We start from the raw sequence: 15,159 nt of genomic DNA, 5'->3' as shown, positions 1-15,159 counted from the left end.
AAGTAGCCATGTAACCAAAAGGAATCAAAATGAGAGACCGTATTGAGCAAGCATTACAAACAATGCCGGCTTCTTTTGCCCCATATCTACGTGAATTGGTATTCGCCGAGGATTTTGGTGCCACTTTCTCTGTCGAGCAGTATCAACAACTGTTAACCCTCTCTGGGCTAGAAGATGCCGATCTGCGCATTGCGCTGCTTCCACTGGCGGCCGCTTACTCTTACGCACCCATCTCTGAATTCTATGTCGGTGCTATCGTGCGCGGCGTTTCTGGGCGTCTGTATTTGGGCGCCAATATGGAATTTACTGGCACCCAATTAGGCCAAACGGTGCATGCCGAACAATGCGCGATCAGCCACGCGTGGATGCAAGGTGAAACGGGAGTAGCGGACATCACCATCAACTTTAGCCCTTGTGGACACTGCCGCCAGTTTATGAATGAGCTCACCACGGCAGCATCGCTCAATATTCAATTACCCAACCGTGCGGCAAAAAGCTTACAACAATATCTGCCTGAATCATTTGGTCCAGCCGATTTAGGCATTCAAGATGGTTTGATGGCTCCCATCAATCACGGCCAAAGCTGTAACGATGATGATGAGCTGATCCAACACGCGGTGCGCGCAATGAACCGTAGCCACTCGCCTTATACCCACAACTTGAGTGGAGTCGCCCTACACATGCGCAATGGTCGTGTATTCTTAGGGGCTTATGCGGAAAATGCGGCGTTCAACCCAAGCTTGCCGCCACTACAAGTCGCGTTAGCACAACTGATGCTCAATGGTGAATCTTTTGCAGAGATCCAAGCGGCCGCCCTAGTAGAAAGCTGCAACGGTAAAATTAGCCATCTCGCTGATACCCAAGCCACCCTAGAAGTGCTGAATCCCGACATTCCTCTCGCCTACTTATCACTCTAATCATCTGAAGAGGCGATCCGCCTCTTTTTTTTGCAAACGGCTCACCCACCGTTTTCGCCATAAAACTGTCATCAACTTGACGCGATTAATGGTTAATCTGGCGGGCTACAGCGGGAAGCAAACGTTTTCTTTTGCATTTCGTTCCAGTATGATGGCCGCTGTTTTTGCTAATGTGACTGAATGATTATAAGGATTGTCTATGTTTGGGACTGCTACTCGGGATAACGCAACACGAGTACTTTTACTTGGCTCTGGAGAACTGGGCAAAGAAGTTGCCATTGAGTGCCAACGCCTAGGCCTCGAAGTCATCGCCTGTGATCGTTACGCCGATGCACCTGCCATGCAGGTCGCCCATCGCAGCCATGTGTTCGATATGCTCGACGCCGATGCACTACAGCAAGTGATCGATCTAGAGAAACCGCACTTTGTCGTGCCTGAAATTGAAGCGATTGCCACCAGTAAATTGGTCGAATTAGAAGCGCAAGGCTTAAATGTCGTACCCAGCGCGCAGGCGACGTTACTCACTATGAACCGTGAAGGTATCCGTCGTTTAGCCGCAGAAGAGCTCGCGCTACCCACTTCCCCTTATCAATTCGCTGATAGCTATCCAAGTTTTGTCAGTGCCGTTGAAGCGATTGGTTTCCCTTGCGTCTGCAAGCCAGTGATGAGCTCTTCAGGCAAAGGACAAAGCGTGATCCATACGCCAGAGCAAATTGAAGCCGCTTGGCAGTGTGCCCAACAAGGTGGACGCACTGGCGCAGGCCGGGTGATTGTCGAAGGTTTTGTCGATTTTGATTACGAAATCGCGCTGCTCACAGTTCGCGCGGTCGATGGCGTGCATTTTTGTGCCCCGATTGGTCATCGTCAAGAAGAGGGGGACTACCGCGAATCTTGGCAACCACAGCAAATGTCGGAAAACGCAATTAAAGCGGCAGAATACATTGCTGAGCAGATCGTCAACGCGCTGGGTGGCTATGGATTATTTGGTGTTGAGCTGTTTATTAAAGGCGATAAAGTCATCTTCAATGAAGTTTCACCGCGCCCACATGATACCGGAATGGTAACGCTGATTTCTCAAGAGTTGTCTGAATTTGCCTTGCATGTGCGAGCTTTTACTGGCTTGCCGGTTGGCCAAATCGTACAGTATGGCCCAGCCGCTTCAGCGGCGATTCTGGGTAACGGCCAATCAGACAATATTCAGTTTAGCGGATTAGATGAGGCATTAAGCGTGCCGCACACCCAAGTGCGTTTGTTTGGCAAACCAGACATTGCCGGTCGTCGCCGTTTAGGAGTAGCGCTGAGTCGGGCTAAAACCACTCAACAAGCCATCGAGCGCGCGATTGAATGCGCAAAAGCGATCAAGATCGATTACTAATTAAACTCGCAGCTTCATACCATACCCAACGTGCGCTGATCAAACAGCGCGCGTTTTCATCCCCAGCAAACCAACCTGTCACTCCCCTCTCAATCTCAAAATCCCTGGCGCCCGCTTACCGGTTACATTTATTTACTCTTCGAGTTTGAACTCGATTAATCATGTACAGTCTCAAACAATACTGATTAGAAAATGATTTATTGGTGATCTGAGTGTGATCAACTACTCGCTTCCGATCAGACGTGAGTTGTAAAAATCATCCCCCACCCCCATTGAATAACATAGGTAACAGCAAGATAACCCAAACCAGTAACCACTTTAATTGCTCTGTCAGGCCCCCCTTTTCGGTCCATTTTTTAACCCAACAGCGCAAACTAAGGAGAGTGAATGAGTTTATTGTTCCGTACCACGGCACTTATGCTTTTATTGCTCAGCCGAGCTCCAGCAATGGCAGCCATGCCATTAATTTCAACCTCAAGCCCAGATAACCATGAGGAGTCACAGCAAAATGAAGTCAGCTCGACACTCTTTCGCCACAGCCTCAGTGGTTTGTATGGCATCACCAGCCAAAGCTATCCGCTAGTTCAGCCTTATCAGGATTTCGATGTACTTTATAGCAAAGCACACCAAGCACAGCTGGAATTAGAAACGCTGTGCAAAAGCACGGTGTTACTCACTAATACCCAAGCCTATTTTGCGGGAGCGAAATCTCGCCAACGGGCATTAGAAAAAGTCACCCTAGAGTTGGATGGCCAAGTCGAGCGGATCACCGATTTAGCTCGGGCAACCATTGTCGCGAATGATATTGCCAGCTTAGTCAACGCTTATGAAACACTCAGTCGATCGGCCACAATTGTACGAGTCAAAAACCGCTTTAAACACCCGGTCGAATCGGGCTATCGTGATCTCAACGTACTGGTTCAACTACCAAAAACCCAGATTATCGCTGAAGTGCAATTTCATTTAGCGGCGATTGCTAAGGTGAAAAATGGTGCAGAACATCAGTTGTATGAGCAGATCCAACATATTGAACGCACCGCTCGCCAACAACAGCGCCCTGTAACGGAGTGGGAACAAGCGCAGATCAACAAAATACGTGGTATCTCACGTGATTTGTACCAACAAGCGTGGCAACCTTACATCACCACCCATATTCAAGCGGCTTAATTCAAGTAGCCGCAGACTGTCAGACGAACGGCTTAAGTAACCTGAGATCGGTTTAAGCCATTGCCCTCAAGCCAGACTTTTCAGTATTGGTGATGTTGAGTGATGGCTTTTCTGGTTTTAGACAGTAAGCAATTAAGCCGCCAAGCAAGTTCAACATAAAACCATGTAAGCTCCGATGACGAGAATGTTCAATCTGAGATATGTTTTTCAATTGGTCATTGATGGTCTCGATAATGAAGCGTTTCGACAACATCGCCCTATCCCAAGCGGCAAGAACTTTTGGCAGCATGTTTTTTCGATGGGTTGTGATTAGCGTAATTCCATCATCTTTTAAATCTTCGGTGAGCGCTTTACTGATATAGCCTTTATCTGCATAAAGTTTGTCGAGTAGCCCTTTAGATAGCTCACGAACGGGCTTTCTATCATCGGTATTGGCTGGCGTGAGTTTCGCTGCAACTATATCACCAAGGTGATTGGTGATGATGTGAAGTTTAAAGCCATAAAACCAGCCCATCGTGCCTTTACCTCTTGTGGCCGTCCCTTTAAACACTTTGTGTCTTGGGATACGTAGATTATGGCAAACCTTAATGCTGGTAGAGTCAATAAACTCAATACCTGTTGGTTCTCCTTTCACATGAGTAAAGAATGAGCTGAGAGGGACAAGCACAGAAGGCATCACTTCAAGAAAGCGTGTGTAACTCAGCAATGTCGGGAATTCACTTTTATGGTATCGGTGGATAATACCAAGATAGAAGTTCTTGAAATCACGCTGATGTGACATATGAAAAGCAATAATGATGGTCATTATTTCACTTTCAGACATGCGTCCTTTACGGTTTCGCTTGCGCTCACCGCACTCTAGTTGAAGTTTTTGCCACTGGGGAAGAAAAGCCTGACAAAAATCGTCGACATGGCAAAATAAGTCGGTTAACTTTTTCATAGCTGGCTCCTCTGCGATGATTTCCTTCTTGGTCGAAAGATCTGATCGCAGAGCCAGCTTTTAGTTCCCGCCTATTTTTATCCCGAGTTCAGGTTAAGTAGAATCGACCTAAAGCAAAAAGACCACGCATAAGCGTGGTCTCTTGTTTGCTCGGTCTTATTGTTCGATCTTGATGTTCTCGACACGGGCTTTCAATTTTTGCCCTGGGCGGAACGTTACGACACGTCGAGCGGTAATCGGAATATCTTCACCCGTTTTTGGGTTTCGACCCGGACGTTCATTTTTATCTCGTAGGTCAAAATTACCAAAACCGGAGAGTTTTACCTGTTCGCCACTTTCTAGTGCTTTACGAATTTCTTCAAAAAACACTTCAACCGTATCCTTGGCATCCCGCTTGCTCATGCCGAGCTTTTCGAACAGGGCTTCAGCTAATTCGGCCTTTGTGAGCGCCATAAAACTTCCCTCAAAGCTAAGTTAAACCTTGCTGCTGGTTGGCAGCGCCAAAGCAATTTTGCTCGGCCAATCAATCACCTAATTGCCGAACAGTGAAAGTGTATGCCAACCTTCTGATTTTCGCCAACTTTTTTATTACACACTCAGCGATTCAAAAAGCCACAACCGACCACCCTTTCCACAAATCACTTACTCTCTCTTAAGTGATAAGTATAAAAAAATCTGCATTTTTAGTTATTTACATCATTATCACTAAAATAGATTTCCAATCCTCATCCCTATTTAGCGTAGATAATTTTTACCGATACGCCAAAAATTTTTTCTGAGTTTCATCTAAAAATCAGGAGGTTGTTGGCAAAGTTGCACATTGCCATGATAAAAAACAGGCTCCTAGGAGCCTGTCTTATCTTATTCAGCACAAGTGGCTTACGTTTAGTCGCGCAGCGCCGCACCAAACTGAGCCGATACCGCTTGCACAATCGCTTCAACCGCCGCAGCAATATCCGCTTCTTCAAGCGTACGTTCAACCGATTGTAGAGTCAGTGCGATAGCGAGGCTCTTATTACCTTCGGCAACCCCTTTACCTACGTAAACGTCAAACAATTTGGCCTCTTGCAGCAACTCACCGCCAGCAACACGACATGCCTCAACAATTTCGCCAGAAGCAATATTGCCATCGACCACCAACGCGATATCACGGCGGTTGGCCGGGAACTTAGAAATCGCTGCCGCTTCTGGGATCACGCGAGTGTTGATCGCATTCCACTCAATCTCAAATACGATAGTACGACCGTTAAGGCCAAACTTACGCTCAAGTTCTGGGTGAACCGTACCAATCACGCCGACAGCTTGACCATCGACCATAATCGCTGCCGCTTGGCCAGGATGCAGTGCAGGATGCGAAGTGGCCGCGAAGCTGTAGGCTTTGCCTTTCGCGGTCAGTTCAAGCACCGCTTCCAGATCGCCCTTCAGATCGAAGAAATCCACTGTCGCGGTTTCCATATTCCAGTGCTCTTCACCACGAGCGCCAGAAATGACCCCTGCCAGCATTGGCTCTTGGCGCATGCCGTTTTCAGCCGCCGCATCAGGAATAAAACGCAGACCGTATTCAAACAGACGAACACGAGGTTGCTGACGCTTTTGGTTATGCACCACAGTATTGAGCAGACCTTGGATCAGGCTCAAACGCATCGCCGACATTTCAGCAGAAATTGGGTTCGGCAGGATCAACGCATCAATACCCGGTACCACCAGTTTTTGCTGCTCAGGCTCCACAAAGCTATAAGTGATCGCTTCATGGTAACCACGGTCAACCAGCAAATCGCGCACACGCTTCAGCGGTAATTTCGCTTCGTTGTGCAGGTTCATGTTCAACGCCGCGATAGGTGCTTGGTTAGGAATGTTGTTGTAACCATAGATACGGCCAACTTCTTCCACCAGATCTTGCTCGATCGCAATATCAAAACGCCAAGTTGGCGCAGTCGCTTGCCAACCTTCTGAACCGGTTTCAACCTTCATGCCTAAACGCTCAAGGATCTCTACCACGTCCGCATCAGGAATCACATGACCTAGCAGTTGATCAAGTTTGCTACGACGCAGTGCCACTTGGTTTGGTTTAGGTAAATCGGCCTCAGACTCAGCGGTGACCACTGGAGCCACTTCACCACCACAGATCTCAACTAATAGCTGTGTCGCGCGCTCCATTGCAGTGTGTTGCAGTGCATAATCCACACCACGCTCAAAACGCATAGAAGAATCGGTATGCAAGCCGTAGCTACGAGCACGACCACGGATGTGATCGGGTGCGAAGAACGCACACTCCAGCAATACATCTTGAGTTTCGCTGCTCACACCAGAATGTTCGCCACCAAACACACCGGCAATCGCCAATGCTTTTTGTTGATCGGCGATCACTAGCGTATCGGCGTTGAGTTTGGCTTGTGAGCCGTCAAGTAACGTCAGCGCTTCATCTTGTTCAGCCAGACGTACTACAATTCCGCCTTCAATCTTGGCCAGATCAAACGCGTGCATCGGTTGGCCTTGCTCTAACATCACAAAGTTGGTGATATCAACCACAGGGTCGATCGAGCGAATGCCACAGCGACGCAGTTTTTCTTGCATCCACAATGGGGTTGACGCTTGAACGTTAACCTTCTTCACGATACGACCAAGGTAGCGTGGGCACGCCGCAGGCGCTTGCACGTCAATCGCGATCGCATCTTTAATGGTCGCCGCCATCGCGTTCACCGCAGGTTCAGTCACATCAGCACGGTTGAGTACGCCCACTTCGCGAGCCAGACCACGCAGGCTGAAACAATCCGCACGGTTAGAGGTCAAATCCACATCGATCGTCACATCATTCAGTGACAGAAAATCGCGAAAATCCATCCCAATCGGTGCATTTTCCGCCAGTTCCATAATGCCGTTCGATTCAACATCAATACCTAGCTCAGAGAATGAGCAGAGCATACCGTGTGACGGTTGGCCACGCAGTTTGGCTTTCTTAATTTTGAAATCGCCGGGCAGGGTCGCGCCTACAGTTGCAACGGCAACTTTCAGACCTTGGCGACAGTTAGCCGCACCACACACGATGTCCAGCAGCTCTGCTTCACCGACATCGACTTTGGTTACGCGTAGTTTGTCGGCATCAGGGTGCTGAGCACACTCCACCACGTGACCCACTTTTACGCCATCGAACACACCAGCCACTGCCAGTACGTCGTCCACTTCCAGACCCGCCATTGTAATTTGGTGGGTTAATTCGTCAGTGGTAATTGCTGGGTTAACCCACTCACGAAGCCATGATTCGCTGAATTTCATTGTCTATACCTCTTGGGAACCCTGAATTACTTGAACTGTTTTAGGAAACGCAGATCGTTTTCAAAGAATGCACGCAGGTCATTCACGCCGTAACGGAGCATAGTTAAACGCTCAACGCCCATGCCAAACGCGAAGCCTGAGTATTTCTCAGGGTCGATGCCTACACTACGCAGTACATTTGGATGCACCATACCGCAGCCTAGCACTTCTAGCCATTTGCCGTTTTTGCCTTTCACATCCACTTCCGCTGAAGGTTCGGTGAACGGGAAGTAAGAAGGACGGAAACGCACTTCCAGATCTTCTTCGAAGAAGTTACACAGGAAGTCATGCAGGATGCCTTTCAACTGTGCGAAGTTGACGTTTTCATCAACCAGCATACCTTCCACTTGGTGGAACATTGGGGTATGGGTTTGATCGTAGTCGTTACGGTAAACTCGGCCCGGTGCGATGAAACGCAGTGGCGGTTGACGCTCTTCCATGGTGCGAATTTGCACGCCAGAAGTGTGGGTACGCAGCATCAGCTTCGGATTGAAGAAGAAAGTATCGTGATCGGTACGTGCTGGGTGATCGGAGGCAATGTTCAGTGCATCGAAGTTATGGAAATCATCTTCAATTTCAGGGCCAGACTCAACCGTAAAGCCAAGCTCACCAAAGAAGCTTTCAATCCGCTCGATTGTACGAGTCACTGGGTGCAAACCGCCATTTTCAATGCGGCGACCCGGCAGAGTCACGTCGATGGTTTCAGCCGCTAATTTAGCTTCCAGCTCAGCGCGTTGCAGCGCATCTTTGCGCTCAGCTAGTGCTTTTTGCACCGCTTCTTTCGCCACGTTAATTTCTTGGCCTGCCGTACGGCGCTCTTCCGGTGGTAGTTTGCCCAGACTTTGCAATTGTAAGGTTAACTCACCTTTTTTGCCCAGATACTGAACACGCACTTCATCGAGTGCGACCAGCGACTGTGCAGCATTCGCCGCAGTAGTCGCATTAGCAATAATCTCTTGTAGATGTTGCATCGTTTCCTCGTCTGCCAATCAGCAGTTTCCTTTAGGAGCCCGAGTGGGTCTTTGATGGTGGCAAGACCATCAATAGAGTGTCACCGTAAGGGATTGTTGGGGTTTTCAAATAGCTGTACATAGTACCGAAAGCGAGGATTAAAGCCAAATTGAAATCTGTGCTGTATGCATTATTGGTGCATTATTCATGCACTTACTTCTGTTTGGCTAAAGTAGAAGAATTGACAACCTATTCAGACCTGTTAAAAAACCTCATCAGTATGTAAAAAATCATCTCAAGGAATCTGTTCATGACGCTGGAAATTGTCCCTATCCGCCCAGAATTTGATGGCGTTATTTGTCAAATTATCCAAACAGTAGGCGCGGAGTTTGGTGCAATTGGTGAAGGCTTTGGTCCATCGGATGCCGAAGTGCTCGCCATGAGCCAACACTATCATGTACAAAAACGCAGCGCTTATTTTGTGGCGCTGCTGAATGGAATCGTGGTCGGTGGTGGTGGGATTGCTGCTTTTGCTCAAGATACTAATGTTTGTGAATTGAAAAAGCTTTTTCTACTGCCGACTGTGCGTGGACAGGGTGTCGGACGAGCGCTCAGTGAGCACTGTTTGAATTTTGCCAAACAGCAAAATTATGCCGCATGTTATCTAGATACGCTTTCTTGCATGACTCAAGCCATCAGGCTCTACCAACAACTTGGCTTTGAACATTTATCTCAACCTCTGGTTGGGAGTGTGCATAACGGCTGCGATGTCTGGATGTTTAAATCGCTACGCTAAGCAACGTTAAACCGATAGCGACTCGGTCCTGGTCACTTTAAGGTCGAAAAACAACGTCTGTGCTCATCATTTCGTGCAACTGCCTAGCTGGGGTCATGGTCTATGATAAAGCCCGCCGTACGGCAGGGAATTGGTCTACGCTTAATATGTCCAGTGCATAATACCAAGACTAGGTGGAGTAAGACGGACTATTCAACGGCAATAAGTTTGAACCTGAATCTATACCCTTGTTTTACTAATGATGGCAAAGGGTCGAAGCAAGCCAGTTTCGGCCTCTATTAGGCTAATAATACGCTAACTAAAGGAAGAGATATGATTGCTCAACATCAAAAATTACCTGCGGCAACCTTAAGCCAACTTACCAAACAGGGGGTGATTCAGCATCAAGTCACCGAACTGTTTGCTGGCAAAAAAGTGGTACTGTTTGCCGTGCCTGGTGCTTTTACCCCAACTTGCTCTGAAGAGCATCTACCTGGTTATGTGGTACTCGCCGATCAATTTAAAGCTAAAGGTGTCGATATTATTGCCTGTGTAGCGGTGAATGATGCCTTTGTGATGCATGCATGGGGAGAAACGCATAATGCTTCTGAATTGATGATGCTGGCTGATGGTGATGCAAGCTTTACTAAAGCACTCGGCTTAGAGATGGAGACCGCTGGTTTTGGCGGTGTGCGTTCACAACGCTATGCGATGATCATTGATGATGGTGTTGTCACGCTACTCAATGTTGAAGCACCGAAATCGTTTGAAGTCAGTAAAGCTGAAGTAGTGTTAGCCCAGTTGTAAACAAGCACTATATCCCCATCTATGCGCTTAGCTAACTGAATATCGAGGTTACTGAGCAATCAAAAAGTAGCCAATGGGCATCCGTTTGGCTACTTGTCTAGATTTATTGAATAATGTCAATGAAGTCAGTATCAATCGTCACTTCAGACCAATCTTTATCCACCTCACCTCGAATTATTACTTGAGTTTGTGGGGTAACCGTTTTCCCTCGCCAAAGATCATCATCAATTTCCACTTTGATCTCCCCTGTTGCATCACGAAAAATATAATCATCGTGGCCACTTGAAGAGATTATATGCCCTATCAATTCAACTTTCGTATCATCACTGGCATTAAGCGCACTCACTACATCTCGAATGATTTGCTGTGCACTGGGGCCTTGAAAGCCGCCTTGTAACGGCGATTCGCCAGTCGTTGGCTGGAATCCTGCGTGGCTAGTAACGGCACTCAATGCCAATCCAATGGCTAAACAGCTCAAGCTAATCTTGTTCATTTGGATCTCCTCTGTTAACAGGTACCGCTTTGGCAACGAATGCATAGCGAATATCATATCAAATGTCACATGAAGCGGTTATGAAGAGAGCTACCTATCGGATATTGATGAGGCTTTATCATTCATAATGATCCATAAAGTGAATATCAGCAATATAGTTATCTGCTTGGCTTCTAACCATGGATTGCCACCCCATACGGCAAACCTAAACTCCAATAGGCAGCGTAGAGCTATTCTCTCTGCTCATTTTTTATAGGTAATTTAGCCGATTAACAAATAGAATCACCACGGTGATAATATGGTAGTTTAGGATGACAATAAAAAACCCAGCCTTAGGCTGGGTTTTTTATTTGGAGCGACACACGAGGTTCGAACTCGTGACCTCAACCTTGGCAAGGTTGCGCTCTACCAACTGAGCTAGTGTCGCGAAATGGAGATGGTGCCCCGGGCCGGACTTGAACCGGCACGACTCGAAAGTCGAGGGATTTTAAATCCCTTGTGTCTACCGATTTCACCACCAGGGCACGCAAAATCTTTGCGATGGAAGACACCATCTTTGATACCGCTTAACGCCATATCATTAAACTTGGAGCGACACACGAGGTTCGAACTCGTGACCTCAACCTTGGCAAGGTTGCGCTCTACCAACTGAGCTAGTGTCGCAATGGAGGCGCGTCCCGGAGTCGAACCGAGGTTCACGGATTTGCAATCCGCTGCATGGCCACTCTGCCAACGCGCCTCTGTAACTCAAGCCGCTTCGTTTTCGATAACTGCCTGACTACGGGGATGCATTCTACGCATTCACGTTATTGAGTCAATACAATTTTTTTGCCTTTCGAATCGTTTGACTATTTAACGTGCAAAAACATCAAATTCGCTCACTTTAATAGCAAAAAAAGTCCGTTTTTTATGAAGATAAATCGGTTAGCCGCTCAATCTATCACGCGATCTATCGAGCATGATAGGCATTAACTAACTAATGCGATAAAAAAACGGGCTTACGCCCGTTTTTTAGTGATGCTCTTCATTAAGCAGATCATCTTTGGCTGCCGCCAAATACTGCACCATCGACCAATAGGTTAATGCGGTCGCGACATAAATGGCGATATAGCCAAGCCAAATCATCCAATCGTCGTAGCGCCAAATCAGCACCCACAAGGCAAACATCTGAGTTAACGTCTTAAACTTACCAACCCAAGATACCGCAACACTGGCGCGTTTGCCGATTTCTGCCATCCATTCACGCAGAGCCGAAATAATAATTTCACGGGCAATCATAGTAACCGCAGGAATGGTGATCCAAATGTTATGGTAATGTTCGGTGATCAAAATCAGTGCCGCAGCCACCAGCACTTTATCCGCGACGGGATCGATAAACGCCCCAAAACGCGAGGTTTGACCTAATTTTCGCGCTAACATCCCATCTAACCAATCGGTAAATCCAGCCACCCAAAATACCATCGCGGCAGCAAATGGCGCCCATTCAAAAGGCAAGTAGAAGATCACGACAAAAACCGGGATCAAAAATAATCTGAGCAGAGAGAGAAGATTAGGAATATTAAAACGCATAATTTATAGGCTCTTTTCGAAGGCGGGTTAATGTTGCGATATTTTTCTTATTGTTTCAATGTTTGATAAATGTTTTCTGCCAATGCGCGGCTAATCCCCGGCACTTTGGCGATTTCTTCAACAGAGGCTCGCTTGAGCTCCTGCATACCACCTAAATATTTCAGTAGTGCTTGTCGCCGTTTTGGCCCGACGCCTTCAATCCCTTCTAGAGTACTGGTACGACGCGTTTTGCCACGCTGCGCTCGATGTCCACTAATCGCATGGTTATGGCTTTCATCACGAATGTGTTGGATCAAATGCAACGCTGGCGCATCACTGGGTAAATGGAACTCATCGCCATCAATCGTGATCAGGGTTTCCAAGCCAGGTTTACGGGTTACCCCTTTGGCAATACCCATAATTTTTGGATACTTAGGCCAGTCTTGCCAGCAGGAAGAAATGATCTCATAAGCCCGGTTGAGCTGCCCCTTGCCGCCATCAATAAAAATAATGTCTGGGATCTTCGTGCTATCAAGCTGTTTGCTGTAACGACGCTCCAATACTTGCGCCATCGCGGCATAATCATCCCCGCCCGTAATGCCAGTGATGTTGTAACGCCGATATTCTGATTTAACCGGCCCTTCTTGATTAAATACCACACAAGAGGCGATGGTACTTTCCCCCATCGTGTGCGAGATATCAAAACACTCCATGCGAGTGATCGCCGCCATGCCTAGCTCTTCTTGTAGGGCTTTAAACCGTTGGTTGATGGTCAACTTATGATTAAGTTTGCTGGTAATCGCAGTCTGTGCATTGGTATTGGCCAGTTTTAAATAGCGGCCACGAGTTCCGCTTGGGTTGGTATGCAACGTCACTTTACGTCCAGCTAACTCACAGATCGCAGTTTGTATTGCGTCTGTATCTTGCGCGAGATGTTGATTGATGATGATCCGGGTCGGAATCGTGCGAGCTTCATGCTGACTTAAGTAGTACTGGCTCAGAAAACTCTCAAACACTTCCTGTTGCGAAGTGGCGGGCGGAATTTTTGGGAAATGACTGCGACTGCCAAGTACCTTACCTTGACGGATCATCAAAATATGGATACATGCGATACCATTTTGTTGTGCAAAACCAAGCACATCCAAATCTTCTAAACTCTCATCCGAGACAAATTGCTGTTCTTGAACTCGGCGAATGGCTTGGATTTGGTCACGCGCTTTCGCTGCATCCTCAAAACGCAGTTCACGGCTCGCCTGCTCCATTTTTTCCACCAGTATCGACAGCACTTGCTTATCTTTACCTTGTAAAAACAGACGCAGATAATTGACGATGTCCTGATAGGCTTGCTCACTGACCAAGCCTGCAACACAAGGGCCTGCACAGCGCCCAATCTGGTACATTAAACAAGGGCGAGTACGATTGCTATATACCGTATCTTCACACTGACGCACTGGGAAAATTTTTTGGATCAGATGTAATGTTTCGCGCACCGCACCTGAATCTGGGTAAGGCCCAAAATATTCTCCGCGGCGTTTTTTCACGCCACGATGAGCAGCAAGACGTGGGTGTTGATGAGCACTTAAAAAAATGTAGGGATATGACTTATCATCGCGCAGCAGTACGTTGTATTTCGGTAAATACTGCTTGATGTAGTTATGCTCAAGGATCAGTGCTTCAGTTTCGGTATGAGTCACCGTGACATCAATCTTGGCAATATGGCTAACCAATGCCTTGGTTTTTTCACTGTCGAGATTTTTTCGAAAATAGCTAGTGAGGCGTTTTTGGAGATCTTTGGCTTTACCAACATAAATCACTTCAGCCTCAGCGTTGTACATACGGTACACGCCGGGCTGATGAGTAACGGTCTTTAAAAAATGGGTACTGTCAAACACGACCGACTCTATAATTTCTCAGTATCTAAGATCCCGTGTCGGATCGCTAAGTGGGTCAACTCCACATCACCATTAATATTCAGTTTGGCAAATAAGCGATAGCGATAACTATTGACCGTTTTCGGGCTCAAACTGAGCTGCTCAGAAATATCGGTGACCTTCTGACCTTTAGTGATCATCAACATAATTTGTAATTCGCGCTCAGAGAGATCGGCAAACGGATTTTCAGACGCAGGAGAAAATTGACTGAGCGCCATTTGCTGCGCAATGTTTGGTGAAATATAACGCTGACCACTGTGCACAATCCGGATCGCGTTGACCATCTCATCTGGTGCTGCGCCCTTGGTGAGATAACCTGCCGCACCCGCTTGCATCACTTTGGTTGGGAATGGATTTTCGGTATGTACCGTCAAGACAATAATTTTTATATCTGGATTGACACGCAACAGTTTTTTAGTGGCTTCCAAACCACCAATACCGGGCATATTCATATCCATTAACACCACATCAGCATGATTGGTACGGCACCATTTGACCGCATCTTCACCGCTGTCAGCTTCCCCTGCTACTTTCATTCCACGAACGTCTTCAATAATACGTCGTATCCCTGTGCGAACCAGCTCGTGATCATCTACAAGGAAAACACTAATCAAACTTGTATCTCCACACTTATTGATTGGCTCTACCCACTGAAATCGTGGGTGATAGCCAAGCTAACCCCAACCCACGCGGGTGACTTTTGTTTGGTGAATATGATGTGAAACCGACACTTTAGCAAGTACTTATTGTGCAAAGTGTCGAATCGCACTTCCTGCACATAAAAATCAATCAGTTAACAAAAATAATACGCATCAAATTGAGCAATCGAGTGAATATATTCTCCCTAATTGGCAACACACCATTGTTGATGACATTTTGATGAAATTTCTTTTGGCTAAACTTAATCGATTAGGCTCGGCTCCCCTTCCGATCATCCAGGCCA

At 47.1% G+C, this 15,159-nt stretch carries 13 protein-coding genes and 4 tRNA genes; 5 read left to right on the top strand and 12 right to left on the bottom strand.

Annotation, left to right across the window (positions count from 1 at the left end):
• Positions 1 to 29 precede the first annotated feature (29 nt).
• The 3 genes from cdd to OOK74_RS05055 all read left to right on the top strand — a co-directional run bounded on the left by cdd (position 30) and on the right by OOK74_RS05055 (position 3,459).
• Positions 30 to 917: a cytidine deaminase gene (gene cdd / locus OOK74_RS05065; RefSeq protein WP_278183212.1), complete on the top strand. Its 888-nt coding sequence runs from the start codon at positions 30 to 32 to the stop codon at positions 915 to 917.
• A gap of 199 nt (positions 918 to 1,116) precedes the next feature.
• Positions 1,117 to 2,292, top strand: coding sequence for a phosphoribosylglycinamide formyltransferase 2 (purT, locus tag OOK74_RS05060; RefSeq protein WP_278183211.1), 1,176 nt, complete (start codon positions 1,117 to 1,119; stop codon positions 2,290 to 2,292).
• Between the two features lie 387 nt (positions 2,293 to 2,679).
• Positions 2,680 to 3,459 carry a nucleotidyltransferase family protein gene (locus OOK74_RS05055; RefSeq protein WP_278183210.1) on the top strand — a complete coding sequence of 260 codons (780 nt, stop codon included), beginning with the start codon at positions 2,680 to 2,682 and terminating at the stop codon, positions 3,457 to 3,459.
• Positions 3,460 to 3,511: 52 nt separating this feature from the next.
• On the opposite strand, the gene OOK74_RS05050 is transcribed toward OOK74_RS05055, so the two are convergent.
• The 4 genes from OOK74_RS05050 to pheS all read right to left on the bottom strand — a co-directional run bounded on the left by OOK74_RS05050 (position 3,512) and on the right by pheS (position 8,682).
• Complete coding sequence (locus OOK74_RS05050; protein ID WP_278183209.1) at positions 3,512 to 4,399, bottom strand: IS982 family transposase; 888 nt, start codon at positions 4,397 to 4,399, stop codon at positions 3,512 to 3,514.
• A 156-nt stretch (positions 4,400 to 4,555) separates the two neighbouring features.
• Complete coding sequence (ihfA, locus tag OOK74_RS05045) at positions 4,556 to 4,852, bottom strand: integration host factor subunit alpha (RefSeq protein WP_166013143.1); 297 nt, start codon at positions 4,850 to 4,852, stop codon at positions 4,556 to 4,558.
• A 432-nt stretch (positions 4,853 to 5,284) separates the two neighbouring features.
• Entirely contained in the window at positions 5,285 to 7,672 is a 2,388-nt protein-coding gene (gene pheT, locus OOK74_RS05040) for a phenylalanine--tRNA ligase subunit beta (RefSeq protein WP_274721999.1), read from the bottom strand.
• Between the two features lie 26 nt (positions 7,673 to 7,698).
• Positions 7,699 to 8,682: a phenylalanine--tRNA ligase subunit alpha gene (pheS, locus tag OOK74_RS05035; RefSeq protein WP_166013145.1), complete on the bottom strand. Its 984-nt coding sequence runs from the start codon at positions 8,680 to 8,682 to the stop codon at positions 7,699 to 7,701.
• Positions 8,683 to 8,972: 290 nt separating this feature from the next.
• Here pheS and OOK74_RS05030 point away from each other — a divergent pair, with 290 nt between their 5' ends.
• Both OOK74_RS05030 and OOK74_RS05025 read left to right on the top strand, forming a co-directional pair.
• The gene (locus OOK74_RS05030; RefSeq protein WP_274722000.1) at positions 8,973 to 9,458 is read left to right on the top strand and encodes a GNAT family N-acetyltransferase; all 486 of its coding nucleotides are present in this window, start codon (positions 8,973 to 8,975) and stop codon (positions 9,456 to 9,458) included.
• Between the two features lie 312 nt (positions 9,459 to 9,770).
• Positions 9,771 to 10,244: a peroxiredoxin gene (locus OOK74_RS05025; protein WP_274722001.1), complete on the top strand. Its 474-nt coding sequence runs from the start codon at positions 9,771 to 9,773 to the stop codon at positions 10,242 to 10,244.
• A 103-nt stretch (positions 10,245 to 10,347) separates the two neighbouring features.
• On the opposite strand, the gene OOK74_RS05020 is transcribed toward OOK74_RS05025, so the two are convergent.
• The 8 genes from OOK74_RS05020 to uvrY form a co-directional block, all read right to left on the bottom strand.
• Positions 10,348 to 10,737, bottom strand: a complete 390-nt coding sequence (locus OOK74_RS05020) for a YgiW/YdeI family stress tolerance OB fold protein (RefSeq protein WP_274722002.1) — start codon at positions 10,735 to 10,737, stop codon at positions 10,348 to 10,350.
• Between the two features lie 351 nt (positions 10,738 to 11,088).
• Positions 11,089 to 11,164 (bottom strand) — tRNA-Gly (locus tag OOK74_RS05015).
• A gap of 10 nt (positions 11,165 to 11,174) precedes the next feature.
• Positions 11,175 to 11,261 (bottom strand) — tRNA-Leu (locus OOK74_RS05010).
• Positions 11,262 to 11,324: 63 nt separating this feature from the next.
• Positions 11,325 to 11,400, bottom strand: a tRNA-Gly gene (locus OOK74_RS05005).
• Between the two features lie 2 nt (positions 11,401 to 11,402).
• Positions 11,403 to 11,476, bottom strand: a tRNA-Cys gene (locus OOK74_RS05000).
• 272 nt (positions 11,477 to 11,748) lie between these two features.
• On the bottom strand, positions 11,749 to 12,306 hold the full coding sequence (pgsA, locus tag OOK74_RS04995) for a CDP-diacylglycerol--glycerol-3-phosphate 3-phosphatidyltransferase (protein WP_166013152.1): 558 nt from the start codon (positions 12,304 to 12,306) through the stop codon (positions 11,749 to 11,751).
• Positions 12,307 to 12,353: 47 nt separating this feature from the next.
• Positions 12,354 to 14,177 (bottom strand): excinuclease ABC subunit UvrC, encoded by a 1,824-nt coding sequence (uvrC, locus tag OOK74_RS04990; protein ID WP_278183208.1) that lies wholly within the window; start codon positions 14,175 to 14,177, stop codon positions 12,354 to 12,356.
• 8 nt (positions 14,178 to 14,185) lie between these two features.
• Positions 14,186 to 14,830, bottom strand: coding sequence for a UvrY/SirA/GacA family response regulator transcription factor (uvrY, locus tag OOK74_RS04985; protein WP_166013154.1), 645 nt, complete (start codon positions 14,828 to 14,830; stop codon positions 14,186 to 14,188).
• Positions 14,831 to 15,159 lie beyond the last annotated feature (329 nt).

The organism is Vibrio misgurnus, from assembly GCF_029635775.1.
Classification (GTDB): domain Bacteria; phylum Pseudomonadota; class Gammaproteobacteria; order Enterobacterales; family Vibrionaceae; genus Vibrio; species Vibrio chanodichtyis.
The sequence above is the reverse complement of the archived record's forward strand: the minus strand, read 5'-3'. Positions and strand labels throughout refer to the sequence as shown.

Excerpts from the sequence above, each read along its gene's own strand:
- pheT (WP_274721999.1), bottom strand. The coding sequence starts at position 7,672 with ATGAAATTCAGCGAATCATGGCTTCGTGAGTGGGTTAACCCAGCAATT.
- pheS (WP_166013145.1), bottom strand. The coding sequence starts at position 8,682 with ATGCAACATCTACAAGAGATTATTGCTAATGCGACTACTGCGGCGAAT.
- purT (WP_278183211.1), top strand. The coding sequence starts at position 1,117 with ATGTTTGGGACTGCTACTCGGGATAACGCAACACGAGTACTTTTACTT.
- OOK74_RS05020 (WP_274722002.1), bottom strand. The coding sequence starts at position 10,737 with ATGAACAAGATTAGCTTGAGCTGTTTAGCCATTGGATTGGCATTGAGT.
- OOK74_RS05055 (WP_278183210.1), top strand. The coding sequence starts at position 2,680 with ATGAGTTTATTGTTCCGTACCACGGCACTTATGCTTTTATTGCTCAGC.
- OOK74_RS05050 (WP_278183209.1), bottom strand. The coding sequence starts at position 4,399 with ATGAAAAAGTTAACCGACTTATTTTGCCATGTCGACGATTTTTGTCAG.
- ihfA (WP_166013143.1), bottom strand. The coding sequence starts at position 4,852 with ATGGCGCTCACAAAGGCCGAATTAGCTGAAGCCCTGTTCGAAAAGCTC.
- OOK74_RS05030 (WP_274722000.1), top strand. The coding sequence starts at position 8,973 with ATGACGCTGGAAATTGTCCCTATCCGCCCAGAATTTGATGGCGTTATT.
- pgsA (WP_166013152.1), bottom strand. The coding sequence starts at position 12,306 with ATGCGTTTTAATATTCCTAATCTTCTCTCTCTGCTCAGATTATTTTTG.
- OOK74_RS05025 (WP_274722001.1), top strand. The coding sequence starts at position 9,771 with ATGATTGCTCAACATCAAAAATTACCTGCGGCAACCTTAAGCCAACTT.
- cdd (WP_278183212.1), top strand. The coding sequence starts at position 30 with ATGAGAGACCGTATTGAGCAAGCATTACAAACAATGCCGGCTTCTTTT.